Source organism: Paenibacillus sp. F411 (assembly GCF_017582705.1).
Lineage (GTDB): Bacteria > Bacillota > Bacilli > Paenibacillales > Paenibacillaceae > Paenibacillus_AQ > Paenibacillus_AQ algicola.
In genome coordinates, this window is record NZ_JAGFIP010000015.1 from 54380 (window position 1) to 76969 (window position 22590).

25 protein-coding genes and 1 pseudogene are annotated in these 22590 nt (G+C 53.6%); 14 read left to right on the forward strand and 12 right to left on the reverse strand.

Annotation, left to right across the window (positions count from 1 at the left end; translation table 11 throughout):
• Positions 1-226 precede the first annotated feature (226 nt).
• Positions 227-838 carry a DedA family protein gene (locus JJQ72_RS15195; RefSeq protein ID WP_208204199.1) on the forward strand — a complete coding sequence of 204 codons (612 nt, stop codon included), beginning with the start codon at positions 227-229 and terminating at the stop codon, positions 836-838.
• A gap of 62 nt (positions 839-900) precedes the next feature.
• Positions 901-1746: an undecaprenyl-diphosphate phosphatase gene (locus JJQ72_RS15200; RefSeq protein WP_138224433.1), complete on the forward strand. Its 846-nt coding sequence runs from the start codon at positions 901-903 to the stop codon at positions 1744-1746.
• Positions 1747-1850: 104 nt separating this feature from the next.
• On the opposite strand, the gene JJQ72_RS15205 is transcribed toward JJQ72_RS15200, so the two are convergent.
• Positions 1851-2129, reverse strand: coding sequence for a DUF2309 domain-containing protein (locus JJQ72_RS15205; protein WP_138224431.1), 279 nt, complete (start codon positions 2127-2129; stop codon positions 1851-1853).
• Positions 2130-2323: 194 nt separating this feature from the next.
• Positions 2324-2668 (reverse strand): annotated as a pseudogene (locus tag JJQ72_RS15210) (transposase); the annotation flags it as partial.
• A gap of 386 nt (positions 2669-3054) precedes the next feature.
• On the opposite strand from JJQ72_RS15210, the gene JJQ72_RS15215 reads away from it, so the two are divergent.
• The gene (locus JJQ72_RS15215; RefSeq protein ID WP_208204252.1) at positions 3055-4470 is read left to right on the forward strand and encodes an NAD-dependent malic enzyme; all 1416 of its coding nucleotides are present in this window, start codon (positions 3055-3057) and stop codon (positions 4468-4470) included.
• Between the two features lie 112 nt (positions 4471-4582).
• On the opposite strand, the gene JJQ72_RS15220 is transcribed toward JJQ72_RS15215, so the two are convergent.
• On the reverse strand, positions 4583-5341 hold the full coding sequence (locus JJQ72_RS15220) for a MerR family transcriptional regulator (RefSeq protein WP_208204200.1): 759 nt from the start codon (positions 5339-5341) through the stop codon (positions 4583-4585).
• Between the two features lie 153 nt (positions 5342-5494).
• A complete protein-coding gene (locus JJQ72_RS15225) occupies positions 5495-6301 on the reverse strand; it encodes a hypothetical protein (protein ID WP_208204201.1) in 807 nt (268 codons plus the stop codon).
• A 256-nt stretch (positions 6302-6557) separates the two neighbouring features.
• Here JJQ72_RS15225 and JJQ72_RS15230 point away from each other — a divergent pair, with 256 nt between their 5' ends.
• Genes JJQ72_RS15230 through JJQ72_RS15250 form a run of 5 tightly spaced genes read left to right on the forward strand, consistent with a single transcriptional unit; the run spans position 6558 to position 10609 of the window.
• A complete protein-coding gene (locus tag JJQ72_RS15230) occupies positions 6558-7721 on the forward strand; it encodes a Gfo/Idh/MocA family protein (RefSeq protein WP_208204202.1) in 1164 nt (387 codons plus the stop codon).
• Between the two features lie 21 nt (positions 7722-7742).
• Complete coding sequence (locus JJQ72_RS15235; protein WP_138224425.1) at positions 7743-8471, forward strand: ThuA domain-containing protein; 729 nt, start codon at positions 7743-7745, stop codon at positions 8469-8471.
• 38 nt (positions 8472-8509) lie between these two features.
• Positions 8510-9574 carry a Gfo/Idh/MocA family protein gene (locus tag JJQ72_RS15240; protein ID WP_208204203.1) on the forward strand — a complete coding sequence of 355 codons (1065 nt, stop codon included), beginning with the start codon at positions 8510-8512 and terminating at the stop codon, positions 9572-9574.
• Positions 9575-9579: 5 nt separating this feature from the next.
• Positions 9580-9795 (forward strand): hypothetical protein, encoded by a 216-nt coding sequence (locus tag JJQ72_RS15245; RefSeq protein WP_208204204.1) that lies wholly within the window; start codon positions 9580-9582, stop codon positions 9793-9795.
• Entirely contained in the window at positions 9764-10609 is an 846-nt protein-coding gene (locus JJQ72_RS15250; protein ID WP_208204205.1) for a helix-turn-helix domain-containing protein, read from the forward strand. Before JJQ72_RS15245 ends, JJQ72_RS15250 begins: the two co-directional genes overlap by 32 nt.
• A 23-nt stretch (positions 10610-10632) precedes the next feature.
• Here JJQ72_RS15250 and rbsB read toward each other — a convergent pair whose 3' ends face one another.
• From rbsB to JJQ72_RS15280, 6 genes are read right to left on the reverse strand one after another with little or no spacing between them, the layout of a single operon-like run.
• Positions 10633-11550, reverse strand: a complete 918-nt coding sequence (gene rbsB, locus JJQ72_RS15255) for a ribose ABC transporter substrate-binding protein RbsB (RefSeq protein ID WP_208204206.1) — start codon at positions 11548-11550, stop codon at positions 10633-10635.
• Between the two features lie 14 nt (positions 11551-11564).
• Positions 11565-12533 carry a ribose ABC transporter permease RbsC gene (gene rbsC / locus JJQ72_RS15260; RefSeq protein ID WP_138224417.1) on the reverse strand — a complete coding sequence of 323 codons (969 nt, stop codon included), beginning with the start codon at positions 12531-12533 and terminating at the stop codon, positions 11565-11567.
• Between the two features lies 1 nt (position 12534).
• The gene (locus tag JJQ72_RS15265; RefSeq protein ID WP_138224415.1) at positions 12535-14016 is read right to left on the reverse strand and encodes a sugar ABC transporter ATP-binding protein; all 1482 of its coding nucleotides are present in this window, start codon (positions 14014-14016) and stop codon (positions 12535-12537) included.
• 17 nt (positions 14017-14033) lie between these two features.
• Positions 14034-14432: a D-ribose pyranase gene (gene rbsD / locus JJQ72_RS15270; protein ID WP_208204207.1), complete on the reverse strand. Its 399-nt coding sequence runs from the start codon at positions 14430-14432 to the stop codon at positions 14034-14036.
• 1 nt (position 14433) lies between these two features.
• The gene (gene rbsK, locus JJQ72_RS15275; RefSeq protein WP_138224411.1) at positions 14434-15312 is read right to left on the reverse strand and encodes a ribokinase; all 879 of its coding nucleotides are present in this window, start codon (positions 15310-15312) and stop codon (positions 14434-14436) included.
• Entirely contained in the window at positions 15312-16295 is a 984-nt protein-coding gene (locus tag JJQ72_RS15280) for a LacI family DNA-binding transcriptional regulator (RefSeq protein WP_138224409.1), read from the reverse strand. Before JJQ72_RS15280 ends, rbsK begins: the two co-directional genes overlap by 1 nt.
• 428 nt (positions 16296-16723) lie before the next feature.
• On the opposite strand from JJQ72_RS15280, the gene cyoE reads away from it, so the two are divergent.
• Positions 16724-17647 (forward strand): heme o synthase, encoded by a 924-nt coding sequence (cyoE, locus tag JJQ72_RS15285; RefSeq protein WP_233281205.1) that lies wholly within the window; start codon positions 16724-16726, stop codon positions 17645-17647.
• A 92-nt stretch (positions 17648-17739) separates the two neighbouring features.
• Here cyoE and JJQ72_RS15290 read toward each other — a convergent pair whose 3' ends face one another.
• Entirely contained in the window at positions 17740-18624 is an 885-nt protein-coding gene (locus tag JJQ72_RS15290; RefSeq protein ID WP_243896121.1) for an exosporium glycoprotein BclB-related protein, read from the reverse strand.
• Between the two features lie 188 nt (positions 18625-18812).
• On the opposite strand from JJQ72_RS15290, the gene JJQ72_RS15295 reads away from it, so the two are divergent.
• The 5 genes from JJQ72_RS15295 to JJQ72_RS15315 are packed head-to-tail and all read left to right on the forward strand — an operon-like array spanning position 18813 to position 21438.
• Positions 18813-19175, forward strand: a complete 363-nt coding sequence (locus JJQ72_RS15295) for an alpha-helical endospore appendage domain-containing protein (protein ID WP_138224405.1) — start codon at positions 18813-18815, stop codon at positions 19173-19175.
• A complete protein-coding gene (locus JJQ72_RS15300) occupies positions 19141-19464 on the forward strand; it encodes an alpha-helical endospore appendage domain-containing protein (protein ID WP_208204208.1) in 324 nt (107 codons plus the stop codon). Before JJQ72_RS15295 ends, JJQ72_RS15300 begins: the two co-directional genes overlap by 35 nt.
• 36 nt (positions 19465-19500) lie before the next feature.
• On the forward strand, positions 19501-19884 hold the full coding sequence (locus JJQ72_RS15305; RefSeq protein ID WP_208204209.1) for an alpha-helical endospore appendage domain-containing protein: 384 nt from the start codon (positions 19501-19503) through the stop codon (positions 19882-19884).
• A gap of 39 nt (positions 19885-19923) precedes the next feature.
• A complete protein-coding gene (locus tag JJQ72_RS15310) occupies positions 19924-20481 on the forward strand; it encodes a hypothetical protein (protein ID WP_208204210.1) in 558 nt (185 codons plus the stop codon).
• 24 nt (positions 20482-20505) lie between these two features.
• Complete coding sequence (locus JJQ72_RS15315) at positions 20506-21438, forward strand: MBL fold metallo-hydrolase (protein WP_138224397.1); 933 nt, start codon at positions 20506-20508, stop codon at positions 21436-21438.
• Between the two features lie 37 nt (positions 21439-21475).
• On the opposite strand, the gene JJQ72_RS15320 is transcribed toward JJQ72_RS15315, so the two are convergent.
• Positions 21476-22555 carry a glycosyltransferase family 2 protein gene (locus JJQ72_RS15320; protein ID WP_208204211.1) on the reverse strand — a complete coding sequence of 360 codons (1080 nt, stop codon included), beginning with the start codon at positions 22553-22555 and terminating at the stop codon, positions 21476-21478.
• Positions 22556-22590: the final 35 nt, after the last annotated feature.

The following is a 22590-nucleotide window of genomic DNA, read 5'->3' on the forward strand; positions in this document are numbered from 1 at the left end:
TATCCCTCCAGATTTAAAAGATGAAGACCAATAGTATAATACCCCAGCCTCATTACAGCATACCCTTAATTCGCACAAGATTGCCAACTTCGACACAAACCGGCTGGAATGGAGCCTTTTCCGGCTAGAGTCGGCCTGTGCTGCTCCTCCCTACTATCCATGTCAGCCAGGCAGCTATATAATAGAATAGGCTTTGCGGCCATAACGGATTCAGAGGTGATGCCACTTGGAGAACTGGATTACACAATTTACCGAGCAGTATGGATACTGGGGCGTATTCCTTATGATGGCCCTGGAAAATATATTTCCTCCCATCCCGTCGGAGGTGATCCTGACCTTCAGCGGTTTTATGACGACGTACACCGAGCTGACCGCCCCGGGCGTTGTTCTTGCGGCAACACTGGGCTCCGTCTTCGGTGCATGTATACTGTATGGCATCGGGCTGCTGCTGGATGTAGAGCGGCTGGAGAAGCTAGTAGATCGATGGGGGCATATACTCCGCGTCAAACATGAGGATATTTACCGCGCAGACCGCTGGTTCGACAGGTACGGTTACTGGACGGTGTTATTCTGTCGCATGGTTCCCCTCATTCGAAGCCTCATCTCGATTCCGGCCGGCATGTCCAATATGAAATTCGGCATGTTTCTGCTGTTTACTACCCTTGGCACCCTGATCTGGAACATCATCCTGGTCATGCTGGGCTCTGTCCTTGGCGACGCCTGGGAGGACATCGTGGCTTTTATGGATGTATATTCATACATAGCGTATGGCTTGATTGCAGCAGCAGGCGTGTTTGCGGTCATTCTGTTCATTCGCAAATTCAAGAAGTCGGCCTAGAATCAAGAAGACAGACGGCTTGTTCAGATAGTTCATTTGAATGAAGGAGAGTTGGGATTACGATGGATTTTGTATTATTTATGAAGGCCGTCATTCTCGGAATGGTGGAGGGCTTGACCGAATTTGCGCCGGTCTCCTCCACCGGACACATGATTATTATGGACGACATGTGGCTGAAATCAGAGGAGTTTCTGGGGAAATACGTTGCGAACACCTTTAAGGTCGTCGTCCAGCTGGGCTCTATCCTTGCCGTCGTTATCGTCTTCTGGAGCCGGTTTATGGATCTGCTGGGCATCCGCCGGAAGCAGCCGGCGCCGGGGGCGGAGCATGGCAGACGCCTGAAGCTCGCGCAGGTCATCGTCGGCCTGCTGCCAGCAGGGCTGCTGGGTGTGTTCTTCGAGGATATTATTGATGAATATCTGTTCTCGGTGGAGACGGTGATGATCGGCCTTGCCGCCGGGGCGGTGCTGATGATTGTCGCCGACCGCTTCAGCCGCCGGGAGCCACAAGTGACGACCGTTGATCAGATGACCTACAAGCAGGCACTCGGGGTCGGGCTGTTCCAATGCCTGTCGGTCATTCTACCGGGCTTCTCCCGTTCGGGCTCCACCATTTCCGGTGGTGTCATGCTGGGGATGAGTCACCGCGCAGCCGCCGACTTTACGTTCATTATGGCTGTGCCGATTATGTTTGGCGCAAGCCTTATTTCCCTGGTCAAAAACCTGGAGTATTTCTCCATGAGCGCCCTTCCCTTTTTCATCGCGGGCTTTATCAGTGCATTTCTGTTTGCCCTCATCTCAATTCGCTTCTTCCTGAAGCTGATCAACCGGATCAAGCTGGTGCCGTTTGCCATCTATAGACTGGTGCTCGCTGCCGTGATCTTTATTGTATGGATCCAGGTGAAATAAAGGCTTCGCCAGGACATCCTGGCTGCACCGCACACGAAATAGAGCCGTCCTCCGGATTGCAGTAATCCGGAGGACGGCTCTTTTGACGAGGGATGCAGAGTTGTCTAGTCGAGATAGCCTGCGAGCCCTTTGGACACCAGGTAGTCCATCTCGCTGTCCAGAATTTGCTCTACGACAAGCTCGCTGAGAGAGACGTCCCGCTGCTCCAGCACATAATCCACCAGGTCGTCGCTGTCAATATCGACCTCACCCTTGGCGCCCTGATGCGCTTTTTGCAGATAAGCCTCCTCATGCTTCAGCACAAGACGGATATCTCCCACCGCCGCACCCGTCCGGGACGCGATAAATTGTTCCAGCTCCTGCTTGTTTAATGATTGCTCCATAGCTGCATGTCTCCTGTCTTTAATTAGCGTTGGATTCAGACTCAAAGAATAGAATAACTTACTTCCTATGCGCCTACAAATAGACAAGGTGTTCTTATCTAAATACGATTCTAGCTGCAAAAGACTTTAATATAAAAAAAGGGGCACCGAGCTCGCAATAAAAGCGAGCACGGTGCCCCTATTTTCGGTTTCTTTCAGCTTCCTAATGTAAAGATTCGTTTCAGATGCACCACGAATATAGCCATTGCTCCTTGCATATGCATGCCGGATAGAGCCGAGGATGTGGCCACATCATACCCGTGTCTGTGCTTGAGTCCGCTGTTCTTCGCTTCAATTTTGTAGCGCTCTTTGCCTTTTTCTTTGAAAGCCTCACTTTCCTGAAACGCCATTTGTTTGGCGTGCACCCCGGATTTAATGGTGACGGAGTACGTCTTGCTCTTGGCGCCCTCCTTGTAACATCCCTCTTTCAAGGGACACCTCTTGCACTGCTCTACATCAAAGTAGTAGGTGTCGGCTTGGTTCTTGCCCGTCTCCTTCTTGCGTCCCCCTTGCGATCAGGTTATACAAGGACGTGTACGGGCTGAATGAAAACGAAGGTTGATTATGGAACAGAGGGTTTCCGTTCTATCTTGACGGTTTTGCAGTAGATGACGAAGGAGCGGAGGGAAGAGGGAGGCTGGAGAAGCGGAGCGCTCGCCTTTGTCCCCGGATTCATCCGCCAAGCGGTATGAACAAGAAATCTGGGGACAACAGCGATCGGAAGCCCCCTCTTTCTGCAGCGACCACGCCTTCGTTGGCGGATACACCATCTTTTGGGTTGAGTAGTAGCGGGCTCCTTTTCTTAGTTGAATTAAAAGCAGGGATTGGCATGCAGGATCTAGAAGGTATTATCGCAAGACTGATCCTATTTACTCGGGAGGTTGCTATGAAGCATACAGGACTCGGAGGCAAAAGTATTATCCTCAGACTTGAAATGGACACGAACCGGATCAAATTCGGCCAGGTCGCTTCGGCAGTTTCGGAAGCCGGTGGAGATATGGTAGCGATTGACGTCATTCAGTCCACTGGCCACACCACCGTCAGGGACATTACGATTACCGTAACCGACAGCGCGCATATCAGCAAAGTTACAGATACGGTCAAGAGCCTGGACGGCGTCCGGCTTGTGAACATTTCCGACCGTACCTTTCTTATGCATCTGGGCGGCAAGATCGAGACCAACCCCAAAGTACCGATCAACAACCGGGATGATCTGTCCAGAGTGTATACTCCGGATGTCGCGCGCGTCTGTACCGCCATTCAGGAGGATCCTAAGAAAGCGTATACACTTACAATAAAAAGAAACACGGTTGCCGTGATCTCTGACGGCAGCGCCGTGCTGGGGCTCGGCAATATCGGCCCGTACGCCGCCATGCCGGTCATGGAGGGCAAGTCGATGCTCTTCAAGCAATTTGCAGGTGTGGATTCTTTTCCGATCTGCCTGGATACCCAGGATACGGAGGAGATTATCGCCTCAATCAAGGCGATTGCTCCTGCTTTTGGGGGCATCAATCTGGAGGATATCGCCTCTCCGCGCTGCTTCGAGATTGAAGCGCGTCTGCGGGAGGAGCTCGATATCCCTGTCTTCCACGATGACCAGCACGGCACCGCCGTGGTGCTGCACGCTGCCCTGATTAATGCTTTGAAGGTGGTCGATAAGCCCCTGGACCAGGTTAAGGTCGTGATCTGCGGCATCGGAGCCGCCGGGGTTGCCTGCAGCAAGATTCTGCTCGCTGCCGGTGTCGGCGAGCTGATCGGAGTGGATCGTGCTGGAGCTCTGACCCGCGACAAATCCTACGATCAGGCCATGTGGCAGTGGTACGCGGAGCACACGAACCCCAAGAGACTGGATGGCCCCCTGAAGGATGTAATCCAGGGTGCCGACGTATTTATCGGCTTGTCCGCCGGAGGCGTACTGAGCCGGGAGGATGTTCAATCTATGGCGGAGCGGCCGGTCGTCTTCGCCATGGCGAACCCGGTGCCGGAAATCCAGCCGGAGGAGGTTGAGGACATCGCTGCTGTCATTGCAACCGGCCGCTCGGATTATCCGAACCAGATCAACAATGTGCTGTGCTTCCCCGGCATTTTCCGCGCTGCACTGGATTGCCGGGCGTCCACCATCAACGAGGAGATGAAGCTGGCGGCGGCGGAAGCGATTGCCTCTGCCGTTCCTGCGGAAGAGCTGAATGCCTCGTACATCATTCCGAGCGTCTTCAACCAGAATGTGGTCAAGGCCATTCGCGAGCGGGTGGTCAAGGCTGCCGTGCAGAGCGGCGTAGCGCGAAGAATTCCGCGGGAATAAAGAGACCGTTTCTCTTGTAATCCGCCTCCCCTGCAAGTGTAAAGCTGATATAGCCCTCCTTGGCCTGCCTGATGATGACAGGCAGGCCAAGGAGGGCTTTTTAAATACTGATTTATTGACCGGTATAGACCAAGATCGCGTCTCTCAAAAAAGCCGCCGTGCCCGGCTGCTCCTGATCATAGTAGGCGGTGAACCGCTCGTCATCCACATACATCTGTGCAAGCCCTGCATGGGCCTCCTTGCTGTAGCTGTCCCAGTAAAAGCACAGCCAGCGCTTGTGCAGCTCCGCTGCCTGCTGAGCCTGCTCTCCGGCCGGGTCACCCGACTGCATCGCTGTCGCCAGCGTTGCCTTCAGCTGCTGCTCCAGCGCTGTTACGGCTTCATATTGCTCCGGCGACATGCCCTGAAGCTTGTGATTGGCCCGCGAAACCGTCTCCTCCCCGTACTTCGTCCGAAGCTCTTCCCCGTATTTCCTCTCATTCTCCTCCACCTGCTGACGCTTAAACCCTTCAAATTTGTCTACATCACGCATCGTCATGCTCCCTTCTGCTGCAGCAATGCTGCGCTCTACATTCTGAATCAAGAGGTCCAGCCGCTGCTTCTGTCCTAGCAGCTGCTCCCGATGTCCCTTCAGCGCGGCGAGGCTGTCAAAGCCCGGCGCATCCAGCAGCTCCTGGATGGTATCCAGCGGCAGAGAGAGCTCGCGGTAAAACATAATCTGCTGCAATCGCTCGACCTCCCTGCGGCTGTATATCCGGTAGCCGGAGGAGCTGATCCGGTTCGGGTGCAGCAGCCCGATCTCATCGTAATATCTCAAGGCTCTGGTGCTCACACCCGCCATCTCCGCGAGCTTCTGTATCGTATACTCCACTCTCGATCACCCCCTGGCTTTGATCATAAACCTTGACGCTGCGTTAAGGTCAACCCTTCTTTTTTATCGTTTATGTTTCCCTCTGAACAGGAACAAAAGAACCCCCGCTGGAATATCCAGACGGCGGTCCTCTTGGTAATACTGATCATCGGTTTACAGTTGTTCGTTTTCAGCAGCTTCAGCTTCAGCCCCGGTCTCCGATGCTCCGCGCTTTTTGTTTACCCACTTCTGCAGCGGCTCGGTCATCTGCTCCTTCAGCTGCTCAATCAGCTGCGATTCAGAGATGCCCTTGGCTTCAGCCAGCTCGGCCATAGATTTGCCTTCCTTCAGCCCGGCCTTCAGCTCCTCCTCTGTCATGCCGAGAATGTCTGCAGCCTTAGTCAGGCTGCCGAATTTGAAGCCGCCCTTGCCGTGACCCCGGCCAGCCTCTCCTTTATCCTGGGCAAAGCCGGCCTGATCCACCATTGTTGCAACTCGCTCGCTGAGTTGCTCCTTCTGCTGTGCAGCCTGCTCCTCGGTAAGCTTTCCTTCGCTTTGGCGTGTGTCAATTTGTTCTGTGAATGCTGCAGTCAGCTTAGCCAGCAGATCCTCCCGGGCAACTCCCTGTCCGTCCGCAATCTCATTCAGCGTCTTGCCGGCTTTCAGTTGCTCCATCAGCGCGCTTTGCTCCAGGCTCAATGCAGCCGCTGCCGTCTCAAGCATATTCATATGTCCGCCGTGACCGCCTCGCTGGCCCTCCTGGCCTCCCTGGAAGCCGCCGCGCTTCATGCCTTCTCTTGCAAAGCCTCTTCCCTCGCGCTCTGTGGAAGCCTCTCCGCTGCCCGAATCCGTTACGGTCGTGCCTTGTTCCTGTACTGCTGCCGCAAAGGTCTGATTCTGCATATATCCAGCTCCGCCCAGCAACAATCCCGCCGCCATGGTTCCCGCCAATACTTTCAAGCTCAATGTTTTGTTGTTCATGTGAATCTCTCCTTTAGGGTTGAATGATCTTACAGTTCACAGTATAGGTTTCCAACCTGAAAAAAAGCTTAACGAAACCTGATGCCTTCCTTAACAGAAGCTGAATGTTTACTGAATGTCTGAAACCAGCAATTTTTGTCCAATGCCCAGCATAAAGTGGCGAGCGGATGGCGGAACGTTTTTTTATAATGAAGACGTTATCATGATATTGCCAGTGCGCTGCAGCCTATAGACATGCTTGAACGATAAGGAGGAGATGCTTGTGTCGCTGCGAGTTGGAATGATCGGTTATAAATTTATGGGTAAGGCCCACAGTAATGCATACCGGGCGCTGCCGATGTTCTTCCCGAAGGCAGCCAAGCCGGAGATGGCCGTCATCTGCGGCCGCGACGGTCAGGCCGTACAGGAGGCGGCAGACCGCTTCGGATGGGCGGAGTCCGAAACCGACTGGCGGGCCCTCATTGCCCGAGAGGATATTGACATTATTGATATTAATGCGCCCAGTGATGCCCACAAGGAGATTGCTTTGTCGGCCGCTCAGGCCGGAAAGCATATTTTCTGTGAGAAGCCGCTGGCGCTAAGCCTGAAGGATGCCCGGGAGATGCTTCAGGCTGCGGAGACTGCCGGCATCAAGCACATGACGGGCTTCAACTACCGCTTCTCCCCGGCGGTACAGCTGGTCAAGAAGCTGATTACAAGCGGACGTCTGGGGCAGATTTATCACTTCCGGGCCTGGTTCCTGCAGGACTGGATTCTCGACCCCAGCTTTCCGCTCGTCTGGCGCCTGCAGAAGGAGATCGCCGGCTCCGGCTCCCATGGTGATCTGGGGGCGCATCTGATTGATCTTGCCCATTACCTCGTCGGGGATCTGGAGGAGGTTATCGGCATGAGCGAAACATTTATTAAGGAGCGTCCGCTCGCCGCCGAAATGACCGGGCTCAGTGCCAAGGGCAGCGCAGACGGTCCCAAGGGCGAAGTCACCGTAGATGATGCGACACTGTTCCTGAGCCGGTTCAAGAACGGCGCACTGGGCAGCTTTGAGGCAACCCGGTTTGCTGCAGGACATCGCTCGACCAATGCCTTTGAGATCAACGGCAGCCTGGGCAGCGTACGATTTGATTTTGAGCGGATGAATGAGCTGGAGGTTTATTTCACCTCGGATGCCGAGGACGTGCAGGGCTTCCGGCGCGTGCTGGCCACCGATCCTGCCCATGCGTATGCGGAGGCCTGGTGGCCGCCGGGTCATACGATCGGGTTCGAGCACACCTTTATCCATGAATTCCTGGAATTCACGACAGCTATTCAGGAGAATCGCCAGCCCGAGCCGAGCTTTGCAGATGGTGTGAAGTGTCAGGCTGTGCTGGAGGCTGTGGACCGCTCTATCGCGGAACGCCGCTGGGTATCCATTTCGGAAATGTAGAACACAGGAGAGTGAAACGACATGAAAAAAGCATTGATCGTATGGGGCGGCTGGGATGGACATGAGCCCGAGCAGGTCGCAGGTATTTTTGAAGAAATCTTGAAAGAGCATGAGTTTGAGGTCGAGGTGTCCAACACGCTGGATGCCTTCGCAGATGCCGCCCGGCTGAAGGAGCTGGATCTGATCGTTCCGGTCTGGACGATGGGCGAGATTAAAGAGGAATATGTCAAAAATGTTTCGGAAGCCGTCCAAAGCGGCACCGGACTTGCCGGCTGCCATGGCGGCATGTGCGATGCATTCCGTACGAATGTAGACTGGCAGTTTATGACCGGTGGACAATGGGTAGCACATCCCGGCAATGACGGCGTCGAGTATACGGTCGAAATCCGGCACAGCTCAAGTCCCTTGGTGCACGGAATGTCCCACTTCAAGGTTGTATCCGAGCAGTATTACCTGCACGTCGATCCTGCAGTGGATGTCCTGGCCTCCACCCGATTCCCCCTGGCAGACGGCCCGCACCGCCTGAATAACCCGGTCGATATGCCGGTTGTGTGGACCAAGCGCTGGGGCGTTGGACGCGTGTACTATAACGCGCTGGGCCATCAGGCAAACATCGTCGAGATGCCGCAGGTGAAGGAGTTAATGAGACGCGGCCTGCTGTGGGCAGCGGAAGGCAAACAGGCACCGGAAGCCATGGAAGCCGCCCAATCTCAAGGAACCTACACCGGGATGAGCGACAGCCAGCTGTAAATGCATTACACCTCATTCATTTAGGAGCTGAAATCAACATGAGCAAATTAAAGACAGGTATTATAGGCTGCGGCAACATCAGCGGCATTTATATGGAGAATATCCCAAGCTTTGATTCACTGGAAATTGTAGCCTGTGCGGATCTTGATGTGGAGCGGGCCCGCAGCCAGGCGGAGAAGTACGGGATCCCGGCAGCCTGCACGCCGCAGGAGCTGTTGGATCATCCCGATATTGATTTGATCATTAACCTGACCATTCCCGGCGCGCACGGCGACGTATGCCTGATGGCTCTGGAGGCCGGCAAGCATGTGTACGTCGAGAAGCCGTTGACGCTGACACTAGAGCAGGGGCGTCAGGTGCTGGAAACGGCCGCAGCGAAGGGCCTGTATGTAGGCGGCGCTCCGGATACCTTCCTCGGCGCCGGACTGCAGACCGCGCTGAAGCTATTGAAGGATGGCGTGATCGGCCGTCCGGTCTCGGCGACCGCTTTCATGATGGGCCGCGGTCACGAGCACTGGCATCCCGATCCGGAGTTCTATTATGCCAAAGGCGGCGGTCCTATGTTTGATATGGGACCGTACTACCTGACCGCACTGGTGCAGCTGATGGGACCGATTCGTACCGTAGCCGGCATGACCAGCAAAGCATTTGAGAAGCGCGTCATTACGAGTGAGAAGAAAAAAGGGGCCGAAATCCCGGTTGAGATTCCGACCCACGTGACGGGAACACTCGCCTTTGAAAGCGGCGCGATTGCGACGATGATTACGAGCTTTGATATATTCGGCGGCAGCTCGCTGCCTCCCATCGAGGTTCACGGAACCCAGGGCAGCCTGAGAGTGCCGGATCCGAACTCGTTCGGCGGCACCGTACAATACAAGAAGCTCGGCGATGAGGAATGGACCGAGGTGCCATTAATTGAAGGCATGGCTGCAAATGGCCGCGGGCTGGGCCCGGCCGACATGGCACAGGCTATTCTGGAGGGACGGCGGCATCAGGCCAGCGGTGAGCTGGCGTACCATGTGCTGGAAGCCATGTGGGCCTTCCATTTGTCTTCAGGCTCCGGCAGCTTCTACGACATGAAGAGTTCATATACTCCAGTATAAGGAGCATGTATAGCACGGCGGTGACGGGATTTCTTCCCGAAGCTGCCGTGTTTCTTTGTGTGGTGATTGCCCTGGTCGCCAGCTACTGGACAAAAATGCCCCTGCTCTCTATGATGGAATGGACATGGTTAACAAGCAGTATTGCCCACGAAATGATGCGGAGACGATGCGAAAAGGCGGGAGAGCGGCATGAAATTCATTTACCAGAACTGGAAATTTGATAGTGAGCTCCCCTTAAAGATTTTCAGTCACAATAATATCCAGTTCTATGCCCACTGCCATCCCGAGGTCGAGATTATTTACGTTGAATCCGGCAGTCTGCTGCTGGGTGTTAATGAGGAGAAGCGGGAGGTTCATGCGGGGGACTTTATTGTATGCGGCAGCAATGACATCCACGATTTCGAATATGGCGGCAAGGAATCCCGTGCAACGGTTCTCGTGTTCAAGCCCGAGCTGCTCGGCTCCTCCCGGACATGGCCGGGCGACTTCCAGTTTACCTCTCCCTACTTCACCCCCGCTGAAAAAGACCGGAACCGGCTGTATGGACTACTGCAAGCCATCTACCAGGAATGCGAGGGCGGCGGAGCCGCTGCTCCCGCCTCGGCGCTCATGGTCCGCGGCCTCACGATGCAGCTGTGCGCAGACCTGCAGCGCTGCATGCCGGTGGCTCCCAAGGCTAAAGAGCCTTACGAGCAGCGGGCTCGCCTGCAGAAGATGCTGTCTTATATCGAAGAGAACTGCCGCACCGAGATGACGCTGGAGTCGATTGCCGGGCATTTCAATATGGATCCCTTCCATTTCAGCCGGACCTTTAAATCGACCCTGGGCCTGTCATTCAAAACCTACCTTAATATGGTACGGGTGTCGCTGGCCGAAATCAAATTGGAAAACACCGACGACAGCATTATGGAGATCGCTCTGGAATGCGGCTTCAGCAGCATCCGCACCTTTAACCGGGTGTACAAGTCCATTAAAGGGCGGACACCGTCCCATTACCGCAAGCAGGGGGCTGCTCCCCAGGATTTCAAGTCCTGAAGGAGACAGCCCCCTGCTCTTTATTATTCTTTAATCACCAGCTTCAGCGGTGCCGGAATGACCTCCTCCACCTCTTTGCCGGAGGTGACATCCACGGCGGCCTGTACAGCCAGCTGACCGATCAGCTCTGGCTGCTGCGCAACCGTAGCCGTCAGCTTGCCGGCCTCAATGGACTTCAACGCATCGTCATTGCCGTCAAAGCCGATGACCATGATGTCCTTGCCGGAGCTTTGAATCGCTTCAATGGCTCCCAGCGCCATCTCGTCATTATGAGCGAAGACCGCCTTCACATCCGGGTTGCCCTGGAGCAGATTCTCCATAACGTTCAGTCCCTTCGTCCGGTCGAAGTCAGCAGCCTGCTTGGCAACGACATCCAGCTCCAGGTCGGCTACATCATGAAAGCCCTGACCGCGTTCGCGGGTAGCGGACGCTCCCGGCACTCCTTCCAGCTCAATGACCTTCGTGTTCTTGCCCAATTCTTTTACAATATGCTCTGCCGCCATCTGGCCGCCCTTTACGTTATCGGAAGCGACGAGCGCTTCCACCTCACCCTGGTCCGCGGAGCGGTCAAGCGTGATCACAGGAATGCCGATGCTGTTCGCAGTCTGTACTACGGTCGAAATGGCCGCCGAATCGGTTGGATTAATGAGCAGGACATGAACGCCCTGCTGGATCAAATCATCCACGTCATTGCTCTGCTTCGCAGAGTCGTTCTGTGCGTCGACGACAATGACCTCCATCCCCTGCTTGGCGGCCTCCTCTACAACACCATCCTTCAATGAAACGAAGAAGGGGTTATTCAGCGTAGATACGGACAAGCCAATCTTGAGATCCTTCACATCGCCGCTGAGCTTGGGCTTGGCCCATTCAGGCGGCTCCATGGAACAGCCGGTGATGAACACCAGCAGGAGCGACAGGAGAAACAGGTTCGCTTTTTTCATCAGGAATTTCCTCCTTATACCGTTTTCTTCCGGTCGAGCAGAACGGCTATCGCAATAACAACGCCCTTGACGACCATCTGATAAAATGAATTGACGCCCAGCAGGTTCAGGCCGTTATTCAGCGTTCCGATAATCAGTACGCCGATTAATGTACCCACAATCCGGCCTCGACCTCCGGTCAGGCTGGTGCCGCCAAGCACTACGGCTGCGATGGCGTCCAGCTCATAGGAGGTGCCCGCTGTCGGCTGTGCCGAGTTCAGACGGGACGTCAGGATCGCTCCGGCCAGGGCGGACAGCATACCTGCCAGGGAGTAAATCATAATTTTTACACGAGATACCTTGATACCGGACACAATGGATGCTTTCTCATTACCGCCAATGGCATAGGTTTTACGTCCGAAGGAGGTCTTGTGGAGAATGATCCACAGCACGGCGAAGGTAAGAATCATGGTAATCGCCGGAACCGGAATGCCGAGCAAGTAGCCGCGTCCAAACAGCTGGAACGGAAGGCTGTCGCCAAGGCCGGTAATCGGGTTACCCTCGGTATAGACCAGCGTGAGTCCACGGAATATAGTCATCGTCGCGAGTGTAGCGATAAATGGAGCCATTTTGCCTTTCGTAATGAGCAGGCCGTTGACCGCACCCATGATCCCCCCGGCTGCACAGCCGATAATAATCGCGAAGATCGGGTCCACGCCTGCGACCATCAGATTGGCAACGAGTGCGCTGGAAAGCGCCAGGATGGAGCCTACGGACAAGTCGATGCCGCCGGTCAGAATTACGAATGTCATCCCGAACGCGATCAGGGCGTTAATAGATACCTGACGCAGCAGGTTGAGTATATTCAGCGGCTCAAGAAAGCTTGGGTTCATGACAGAGACGATCACAATCAGGATGATCAGTCCGAGCAGCGGACCGAGCTTCTGGGTGAATTGGCCAAGCTTGAAGTTTCTTTCCGCTTTAGGTTCATTGAGGGTTGTCATGTTACTGACCTCCTGTAGCTAGTGTCATAATCTGTTCCTGGGTAGCTTCGCTGCCCTTCACTTCTCCGGCAATCCGGCCTTCATGGACGACCAGAATGCGGTCACTCATGCCGAGCACCTCCGGCAGCTCCGAGGAGACCATCAGGATGGCAACCCCGCGCTCGGTCAGCTCGTTCATCAGCTGATAGATTTCACGCTTCGCGCCGACATCTACCCCGCGGGTTGGCTCGTCCAGAATGAGGACGCTCGGACCAATCCCGATCCACTTGGCGATGACCACCTTCTGCTGGTTACCGCCCGATAGACTGCCAGCCGGCGTTTCAGTCGTATGCGTCTTGATCTGCAGCCGCTTCACGAGCGTATCCACGAACTCCTGCTCCTTGCGAGTGGAGATAAAGCCCTTCGAGGAGAAGCTGAACAGATTCGGCAGTGCCATATTCTCGCGGACTGAGAAATCCAGTACGAGGCCCTCATCCTTCCGGTCCTCCGTAATCAGGCCGATGCCATGCTTTACGGCATCATCGGGCTTGCGGATGGACACCTTTTTGCCGCGAATCCACACCTCACCGCTGCTCAGCGGATCGAGCCCGAAGATGGCCCGCATCATCTCGGTGCGGCCTGCTCCCATCAGCCCGGATACGCCAACGATTTCTCCGGCTCTGACCGAGAAGCTGACATTCTCAAACCGGCCTTTGCCGCTTATGCCCTTGACCTCCAGCACGGTTTCGCCTGGTGACGGGCTGCGCGCCGGATAGCGCTCGGTCAGCTCCCGGCCGACCATTTTGCGAACGACCTCATCAAAGCTGGTGTCCGGGATGGGCTTGGTGTCCACGGTTTTGCCATCGCGCATAACGGTAATCCGGTCACACACCGCGAAGATTTCCTCCATCCGGTGGGAGATGTAGACGATGGACACGCCCTGCTTCTTCAAGGAGTCAATGACCTCGAACAGCTTGCGGATCTCCCGCTCGGTCAAGGCGGCGGTGGGCTCATCCATAATAATGACCTTGGCTTTCGTCATCAGCGCTTTGGCAATTTCAATCATCTGCTGCTGACCAACCGAGCACATTCCCGCCTCCTGGGAGAGAGGAATGCTGACCGACAGTCTGGAGAACTGCTCCTCGGCCATGGCCTTCATCTGCTTCTGGTTCAGCACCCCGAGCCGGGACGTAATCTCCTTCCCGATAAACAGGTTGTCCAGCACGGTCATGTCCGGCCAAATGTTCAGCTCCTGATGTATAAATGCAATGCCGTAATCCTCCGCCTCCCGCGGGCTGGAAAAAGCAATCTCTTGCCCGTCAATCGAAATGCTTCCCTGATCCCGGCTGTGAAGGCCGGTCAATATATTCATCAGCGTCGATTTACCGGCGCCGTTCTCGCCCATCAGGGCGTGAACCTCTCCCCCGGTCAAGTCAAAGTCGACACCGGTCAGCACCTGGTTTGTGCCGAAGGCTTTATGAATGTTGCTCATCTGGATATGCATAATGGTTAATCCTCCTCTTATCCAAAATGAACGCCCGACTGCAAAATACAATTCGCATAGGGCCTGGCTTCCCCGGTTCGGATGATAGCCTTCGCCTGCCGGGTCAGCTCCTTGAATTGCTCATGTGGAACCTGGGATAGGGTACTGTCCGGAAAGGCTCCCTCTATATATTGCATGGTTTCCATATTTACAGAATTTATCTCCTCAGCGACAATAACGCGTTCCACCACCATGTCCGCCGCCACGGCGCTCACGACGTCCTGAAAGCCCGGAGTCCCTTGCGTCACCGCCAGGTCAATCTTCAGCACGCCCGGAGGCACCGGGAGCCCGAGATCGGCGATGACAATCAGATCGGTATGGCCAAGATCGGCCAGCACCTTGGCAATATGGCTGTTCACCATGCCCTGCTTCTTCATCTTAAAGGCTCCCTTCGACGTCGCTGCGCTGCGGCATTCCGCCTTGAGCGCCAAACTTGGTTACCGACAGCGCTGCTGCCCTGTTGGCAAACCGGAGGCTGTCCTGCAGACTCTGACCTTCCGCGAGTGCAGTGGCTAATGCCCCGTTAAAAGTGTCTCCTGCCCCTGTGGTATCTACCGCTTTCACCGCATATCCGGGCACGACAACCTCCTGCTCCCCATCAAAATACCGGACGCCCGCTTTGCCCTCGGTAACAATCAGCTTGTTCGGGTAGCGCCGCAGCACCTCGCCAAGCGGCATTCCCTGGAACAGGATGGCTGCCTCATGCTCATTCGGCGTAATATAAGCGGCACGCTCAATGACAGACGGCGGCACCGGACGTGCCGGAGCGGGGTTCAGCATCAGTGGCACGCCGTACTCCTGACACAGCTGACTTACATGAACGACCGTCTCTTCCGGAATTTCCTGCTGAATCATGACGATGTCTGCATCCCGGATCGCTGCGGACGCCCGGTCCACGTAAGCCGGAGTGATGCAGTCATTCGCGGCTTTAACGACGACAATGCTGTTATCACCTTCCGCGAGCACAATATGTGCTGTACCGCTCTCCATACCTGTAACCGGTTCCACATAGTCCGTATGAATCCCGTTCTCCTTGAAGTTATTCAAGATGATCTCACCCAGATGATCATCCCCGACACAGCCGACCATCGTGACGTCTGCTCCCAGTCTGGCCGCTGCAACGGCCTGATTCGCTCCCTTGCCGCCGGGCACCGTCTTGAAGCTGTCGCCCAGCACCGTCTCCCCGGCACCGGGGCGCTTGCTGGAGGTGACGACCAGATCCATTGAGGAGCTGCCGATTACCGTTATTCTTGCCATTACAATTCCACCTTTCGGGTTGTCTGCCGCTCGATAAAAGAGACTGCAAATTGGATATTTCTGCGTTCTACATAGGCTTCCTCGATCAAGGCAATGATCAAATCTGCCGCCGCCCTGCCCATCTCATAGGCCGGCTGATGAATCGTCGACAGGGAAGGGGTTAACAACCGGCTCAGCGGAATGTCGTCAAATCCGATGATCTGCACATCCTGCGGCACCTTCTTCCCAAGCCGTACAGCCTCCTGCAAGACAGCAAAGGCTACAATATCATTACTTGCAATAATGCCATCACTGTCCGGATATTGCCGGAATAGCTCCTGTGCCCACGCTTCTGCTTCTGTAAAAGAGAACGAGTCTGTCTTCAGCACCTGATAGGATGCTCCCAGCTTCTCAAGCTGCTCCGCCGCTCCCTCATAACGGTCCATGGCTGTCCTTACAGCAGCAGGTCCCTGAATAATGACGATTCGGGCGCTTCCGCGCTGAACCAGCTCACGGGCAGCCTGCCTGCCGCCCTCTCTGCCGTCTGCATAGACGCTCGGGCTGTCATTCACAGTCCGGTCCAGAAACACAACCGGGATCTTGAGACCTGTATACATTTCATGGTCAGGCGCATGGGTTGAAGAAATAACACCTACCACATTATTCTGCAAAAAGGTTTGAATATATTCCGTTTCCTTCTCCCGGCTTTCATCACTGTTGCCGAGAATAACCCGGTAGTCCTGCTCCTGCAGCCGATCCTCGACTCCACGGGCAAGCTGGGGAAAGTACGGGTTCGTGATATCAGGGAGCAGCAAGCCGATCAGCTTGGATTTTCGCTTGTACAGGGACCGAGCTACCTCATTGGGCGTATAATTCAGCTCCCGGACCGCATCCTCTACTCTGCGCCGGGTATCTTCATGAACGTAACCGCTCTCGTTGATGACCCGGGAGACGGTTGCTACCGACACCCCTGCAGCCTGAGCCACTTGCTTGATCGTTGCCATCCTTGTTATCACTCCGTTTATAGGCATGTTTCATTCCTTAGGTACGTGTGTCGTTACAAGCACTCTTCATCATACTAATCTCTATGTAACCCGTTACACACTGAGCGAAACTGACACTGTAACCGGTTACAGGTATAAGTTAACACAATTGTTTTCTTGATGCAAGCGTTTCATTGATGGAAGATTCAACCTCTATTGGATCGAGAGCTATGTGCTTTTTGCGGAGCACGGGCTGCAAAATATGAAGCTTCTTGCAAGAAAACGCTACTGCACTCCCTATACTTTGTGGTAAGATATTGATATTTGGGTAAAATGTCGGCTTAAAATTGACATTATTATTAATATTGTGACTTTATCGCAAAAAGCCGAAGCCGGAATGCTATAATTGTAAAGCACACGAATATTCTAAAATGGAAAGTGAGCAGATGATGATAAATAATAGATCACAGGCGAACCTTACACTGGAGTACAAGCCTTTCTCCAAAGCTCTAGGCGAAACCGTCAAAACCGGAATTATCCGCTCCAATATGATCGCCGTGTTTACCGGCCTGTGCATGGCGCTTTATGTTTATGATGCCTCCATTGGAGAGCACTGGCTCGCTATTCTCGCCTCCCTGGTCGGCTCCTCCTTCATCATTGGAGCTGCAGGTGCCTTTAACAACCTGTATGACCGGGATATTGACGCGGTGATGGAGCGCACCCGCAACCGGCCTACGGTCACCGGACAGGTCGACACCCGAACCGGTCTGGCGCTGGGGATTTTCCTTACCGTTGCCGGAACATTGCTGCTGCTGTTTGCCTCACCGATGGCTGCCTTGTTCGCACTGCTCGGCCTTTTTCTATATATGATTCCCTATACGATGTGGACGAAACGCCGCACCGTCTATAATACCGAAGTCGGAAGCATTTCCGGCGCAGTCCCCCCTTTGATCGGCTGGTCGGTCATTTCGCATGACTATGCCCATGCCGGAATCTGGGCGCTCGTGATTACGATGATTCTCTGGCAGATGCCCCACTTCTACTGTATCGCCATCCGGCGCTTTGACGAGTATAAAGCGGCGGGTGTCCCGATGCTGCCTGTGGTGAAAGGGATCAAACGCGCCTATACGCAGACGAATGTTTATCTGGTCCTGCTGAGCGCGTCCAGCTTCCTGTTCTGGTCGTTCAGCCCCATTGTAGCTGTCATTGTCCTCCTGATTAACCTGGCTTGGCTGGTAACCAGCTTCAAGACCTATAACCCAGCGGAGCAGAAGGCCTGGGCTACGAAGATGTTTATCTTCTCCATCCAGCACTTGATTCTCGTGTACCTCGTCATTGTGCTGTACTCCCTGATTGCTAAAGCGCTGCTCTAATGACGGACAGGCATACAGAATAAGCTCATCCTGCAGTTGATGCGGGGATGAGCTTATTTTTGCGGGGATGAGCTTATTTTTGCGGGCATCAATTAATTAATCGTAATCCCTGCTCCGGCATAGCCGACGACCAGGTTTATCAAGCTCAAGCCCGATGCTGTTGCTTCAAAGGCCAGCAGCAGCCGATCCTCAGCGGCAACCGGAATGGCCAATCCGGAATTCAACCCGTTGCTCGTCGCTCCAACCGCAACCGCGCCCGATAAAGCCGGTGCCAGCGTCACGAAGCCTCCTGGAATCGCGACAAAGGTGTTGCTTGGCGGCGAAGCTCGGTACAGCTGAGCTGTGATGGTAACCGTGCTGCCAATCAGGTTTAGGGCAACCGTCGTACTAAAGAAAGCCGCAATATCGGTAATTGTCCCTGCACGCGGAGCCGAGAATGCAAAATTCAGCAGGTTGCCGCCAACCCCTGTCAAATCTATAGTTCCGCCAAGCGCACTGACCCCGGACACGGAGCTGCCAAAGCCAATTAATCCGACCGTGCCTACAAGCCCCCCTGCAACCGTCGTCAGCGTGACTGGCAGCCCAGAAGCGTACGGAATGACCGCTCCGGCGCCCGGCGCCCCGGTTGCTCCGGTAGGTCCTGTCGGGCCTGTTGCTCCGGTAGTCCCTGTTCCCCCTCCTGATTCGACGGCACCTAATACACTTTCCAGCTTGTGCTGCAGCAGCATTTCCTTTTTGAGCAATTCCTGCATTGTACTCTTAACGCTGGAATTCACCGCAATCAGATCATTAATGGTGGAGGGCACGGTAAGTCCCGGAAGTGTGCCGACCGCGTATTGAATTTTTTCAGCCTCGGCATTAATGATGTGTCCCAAACCTAATTCTTCTATAGCAATGGAAGCAAGAAGCAGATTTAACGCATCATCTCTTGTGACTGTGATACTCGGCGTCACATTAGGAATATTCGCTTGCGACAAGGCCAGTCACCCTCTTTCGGTAAGATATTTACGCTATACGGTATGCTGCATCTGTCCATCAGGCTTGAGCCATTGTCCATACAAGCCAACAATAAATACTCGCAGCAGTAATAATCTGCCTGCTGTAAGACATAGGTATAAGTGCTTGCAGTATACGGTTATGGTACCCGAAGAAAGAGGTGAACCGCTTGTCACAGCCCAGCCTCTCTAATGCTCCTGATTCCGCTGTCAACGTCAGCATTACCATTCATGAGGCCGAAGCTTTATGTCTCATCGCCATTGCACTGACCGAGCTCTCGCTAGCTCACGTTATGCATTCAGAAGCGAAGAAGACTCAACGTCTGCTGGCAGCATACCCCCAGCATGAACAGGTTCAATCCCGGGAGCTGTGCAGGCTCCTCCTGAATGATACCGCGTCTCTGGACATGATGCAGAGCATTATTAAGCAAGAGATGCTGCTGCAGTCCAGGGTAGAAAGCATCGTGGAGCTTTACACAGAAAGAGAGGTGATCAAGCATGTCCATGCCCAACATTCCGGATATACGTCCTGAAATCACATTGAAGAGGAAAGAAGCGATCAACCTGCTGCTGTCCTCCATCGCTCTGGAAGAGATCGGATTGTCCCATATCATTAACGCTGAAGGCGAGAAAATCCAGCGCTTTGTAAAAGATCACTGCGTGGATCTTGAGGACATTTTAAGAATTAACCGCAGTGTCGAGCTCATGCTGCGCAATGTGATCAAGAACCAGATGCTCCTGCAGTTCAAGCTGGAGGATGTCATGCAGCTCGATCTCAAAGAGCATATTGATTATGATGACGACTGCTATCCGGAGGAGTAGTACAAACGATCAGCCTAGTAACCAGGAGGTCATATTATGCCGTTCGATCCTTCCCTCCGCGAATCCGGGCACTGGGATGAGGCGGCAGCAAAGCTGCTGTCTTCTATTTCTGCCGAGGAGGAAGCTCTCGCTACTCTGATGAACGCCGAAGCTCAAAAAATTCTTGCCTTTATTCATCAGGATCCCGCCTTCTCTAATGCACCTTCCAGCCAGGAGTATATTCAATTTAATTATGCCATTACGAGAATGATGGATACGATCCTGATGACGAAATGGATGTTAATGAAAAAAATGGATTCTATTCTGTTTTTCCAGTCCTCTGAAAAAGAACTTAAGGAGTCGGGCGGAGCCATCCCGGACCCGAAGCGGATGCCGGAATACTGGGATGAGCTCGCCCGGGATGAAGGAATGGACTATTAAACCCTTCTTTGAGCTTCGTAATGTAAGGTGGGGAAATTATTGAACGATTCTCATCACAACAAGCCGAATTCCAGCGCATCTGTTTACGCGGAGGCTATTCTGCGCTGGGTCGGGCACTATGCCGACAAAGCCTCGGCGCTGCATGAGCAGGATCAAGTTATCGCCGTTCGCATAAGCACCAGGCAGCTGAGCTTACTCGAACGGCTTCTAGATTTACATGCTGTTCAAGCTCTATCTGGACAGGAGCCTCCTACGTGGAACGAGGGTTCACTTCTTGAGTTGAGAACACTTTGGGATCAATTAACGGATGATACCGGCCTGTTAAGGCCTTGCAGGTCTTTCTGGATCTCCATTCAACAGAAATTAAATATCCCGGCTGCAGTCAACAAGCCAAAGATAAGCTCACCCTCTTCCGCCAAGCCCGCCAAGCAGAGCAGCCCGAAGAAAAGTTCAAAGGCAAGGCCTAATCCCAAGCCTCCTGCAGCCCTGTTTATATCCACCCTTGGAGGACCATCCAAAAAACACAATCCGGACCGGAAAGAAGAAGCTGCGTTCATGGCCATGATAGGTTCAAAGAAATATAACATCAAATATTAATCTGATGGACAGGAGCGGAAGAAAATGTCTAAGCCTACTTTCATTCAAGTCGCCGGCAATACGTATTGCTGGTCTGGAAAATACGCGATCGGAGGATATCTGAATCCCTCAACCCGCGAAGCCCATTTGATTGACAGCGGTCCGGATTTTAAGACGGCCGAGCTTATAGAGCAGGATCTCACGGATAAGGGATATACTTTAAGCAGCATTCTTTTAACCCATGCTCATCTGGCGAGTGCCAAGGGAGCCTCTTATTTGAAAGAGAAGCATCCCTATCTGAAGTGCTATGCTTCCCCTCTCTCGGCTACCATTGTTAACGATCCCGGTGCCAGTGCAGTGATGAACATGCTAGATTATGCCCCGCAGCAGCAGGATGCCAGAGCGGAAATTCTCGTAACAGAAAGCATACCTTACCATGACGGCGTGTTTTTCATTCAGGGAGTCAAGTTTTCATTTGTGACCTTGCCCGGACACTTTCCGGGAATGTTCGGTATTCTAACCCCGGATCAGGTTTTATTTTGTGCCGACGCCCTGTTTGGAGCCCGAACCTTGTCCAAGCAGAAGCTGCTTATGTTTACGGACCCCGGTAACGCCAAGCAGTCCCTTCAGAAGCTTAAATCCATCCGGGCCAGCCACTATGTGCTGTATCACGGAGGGCTGGAGAAGGATATAAGCAGCCTGATTCAGCAAAATCTGCAGTGTATCGATGATATGTATCAGCAGATCCAGGATATCATCAAGCATTACCAAGGCCAGACCTTTGATATTATTGTACAAAAGCTCATGCAGCGCTATGGCATTGATGACCATGAGGACCATTACGAGCTTGTAAGAGTGATCGCACGCTCTAATATCAACCAGCTGCTGAAAGAAGGCAGAATCCGTAAAAAGGTCGCCGGAGGCATCCTGATGTACAGTACTGAGCAGCCAGTTTACGATGGGGCCCCTTCTCTGTAGCTTCATGGAAGGGGCTTATCATACTGGGTATCCAGGTTCAATGACCCGCCTTATCCTGCATCATCTGCTTCATAAAATGATAATTGTACATAATAATAGGATGCTCCGGTTGATAGCTTCTTGCTTGTTCGTTGTGGAAATAAGCCTCGTCGAGCTTACCCATACAGCTATAGGACAAGCACAGCTTGAGATGAGGAATCCATGTTGAATACGCTCCATTCACGAGAGACATATGCTCCTTAGGCAGCTCATAGGAAAGCGCCTGCTCAAACCAGTACGCTGCCGTACGATATTCACGCTTTTCCAGCAAATGCTCCCCGAATGCACAGCAAAACTCCGGCCGGGGCTGATCGTATTCCAGTGTCTGAAGCCAGGATTGCAGCGATTTTTCCTTCTGCCCCAGCTTTTGATAACAATCTGCTTTACGCATGCAGGCCTGAATTTGGTCCTCCACCCACCCCTGCTGCTTCAAGAAACGGTCATAATATTGTATGGCTTTCTCATGCTGCCCGTGCTCGCTTAATTCGTTACCGAAATAATACATATCTCTTGAGGAAAAAGGCAGGTTCTCCTCTTCGCGCTTCAGATATATCCTCAGATTGCGGTCTGAATGGCTCTTCATCTTCCCATGAACGATTGCTGGAGAAGCGTGATAGATGTTGCCTGACACCTCCAGATATTCATGCACCGCTCCAATCCATGTAAAACCGCGGTCTGAGCGCACGATCCGATTACGGCGAAGAGAGGACGCAGCGCCCCCAGAGGGATTCATGCTTAGATAATAGGGAAGTGTTACACTGTCAATGTCCTCAGGTAGCTGCTTCAATGCAAGAAAGGCCTCTTCGTCGCCTTCCTTCAAGTAATCATCGGCATCCAGCCAGAGAATATATGGCATAGTGGCGAGGCTGAAGGCATAATTCCGGGCGGCAGAGAAATCATCGATCCATGTGAAGTCGACAACCCGGTCTGCAAAGACTGCCGCAATCTCCTTCGTCCGGTCTGTGGATCCCGTATCAACGATAATGATTTCATCTACCAGGCGGTGAATGGAGCTTAAGCACCGCTCCAGCACCTCTTCTTCATCCCTGACAATCATGCATAGGCTGATCTGAATCATGTCCTCTCCTCCCCATGAAAGCTTCTTTATTTCCC

What these genes read in the sequence shown, in the direction of transcription:
- JJQ72_RS15320 (WP_208204211.1), bottom strand. Translation starts at nt 22,555, where the DNA reads ATGATTCAGATCAGCCTATGCATGATTGTCAGGGATGAAGAAGAGGTG.
- JJQ72_RS15225 (WP_208204201.1), bottom strand. Translation starts at nt 6,301, where the DNA reads ATGAACAACAAAACATTGAGCTTGAAAGTATTGGCGGGAACCATGGCG.
- rbsK (WP_138224411.1), bottom strand. Translation starts at nt 15,312, where the DNA reads ATGGCAAGAATAACGGTAATCGGCAGCTCCTCAATGGATCTGGTCGTC.
- JJQ72_RS15200 (WP_138224433.1), top strand. Translation starts at nt 901, where the DNA reads ATGGATTTTGTATTATTTATGAAGGCCGTCATTCTCGGAATGGTGGAG.
- cyoE (WP_233281205.1), top strand. Translation starts at nt 16,724, where the DNA reads ATGATAAATAATAGATCACAGGCGAACCTTACACTGGAGTACAAGCCT.
- JJQ72_RS15265 (WP_138224415.1), bottom strand. Translation starts at nt 14,016, where the DNA reads ATGCATATCCAGATGAGCAACATTCATAAAGCCTTCGGCACAAACCAG.
- JJQ72_RS15280 (WP_138224409.1), bottom strand. Translation starts at nt 16,295, where the DNA reads ATGGCAACGATCAAGCAAGTGGCTCAGGCTGCAGGGGTGTCGGTAGCA.
- JJQ72_RS15245 (WP_208204204.1), top strand. Translation starts at nt 9,580, where the DNA reads ATGTATAGCACGGCGGTGACGGGATTTCTTCCCGAAGCTGCCGTGTTT.
- JJQ72_RS15305 (WP_208204209.1), top strand. Translation starts at nt 19,501, where the DNA reads ATGCCGTTCGATCCTTCCCTCCGCGAATCCGGGCACTGGGATGAGGCG.
- JJQ72_RS15235 (WP_138224425.1), top strand. Translation starts at nt 7,743, where the DNA reads ATGAAAAAAGCATTGATCGTATGGGGCGGCTGGGATGGACATGAGCCC.
- JJQ72_RS15215 (WP_208204252.1), top strand. Translation starts at nt 3,055, where the DNA reads ATGAAGCATACAGGACTCGGAGGCAAAAGTATTATCCTCAGACTTGAA.
- rbsD (WP_208204207.1), bottom strand. Translation starts at nt 14,432, where the DNA reads ATGAAGAAGCAGGGCATGGTGAACAGCCATATTGCCAAGGTGCTGGCC.
- JJQ72_RS15300 (WP_208204208.1), top strand. Translation starts at nt 19,141, where the DNA reads ATGTCCATGCCCAACATTCCGGATATACGTCCTGAAATCACATTGAAG.
- JJQ72_RS15315 (WP_138224397.1), top strand. Translation starts at nt 20,506, where the DNA reads ATGTCTAAGCCTACTTTCATTCAAGTCGCCGGCAATACGTATTGCTGG.
- JJQ72_RS15240 (WP_208204203.1), top strand. Translation starts at nt 8,510, where the DNA reads ATGAGCAAATTAAAGACAGGTATTATAGGCTGCGGCAACATCAGCGGC.
- rbsC (WP_138224417.1), bottom strand. Translation starts at nt 12,533, where the DNA reads ATGACAACCCTCAATGAACCTAAAGCGGAAAGAAACTTCAAGCTTGGC.
- JJQ72_RS15205 (WP_138224431.1), bottom strand. Translation starts at nt 2,129, where the DNA reads ATGGAGCAATCATTAAACAAGCAGGAGCTGGAACAATTTATCGCGTCC.
- JJQ72_RS15250 (WP_208204205.1), top strand. Translation starts at nt 9,764, where the DNA reads ATGAAATTCATTTACCAGAACTGGAAATTTGATAGTGAGCTCCCCTTA.
- rbsB (WP_208204206.1), bottom strand. Translation starts at nt 11,550, where the DNA reads ATGAAAAAAGCGAACCTGTTTCTCCTGTCGCTCCTGCTGGTGTTCATC.
- JJQ72_RS15230 (WP_208204202.1), top strand. Translation starts at nt 6,558, where the DNA reads ATGCTTGTGTCGCTGCGAGTTGGAATGATCGGTTATAAATTTATGGGT.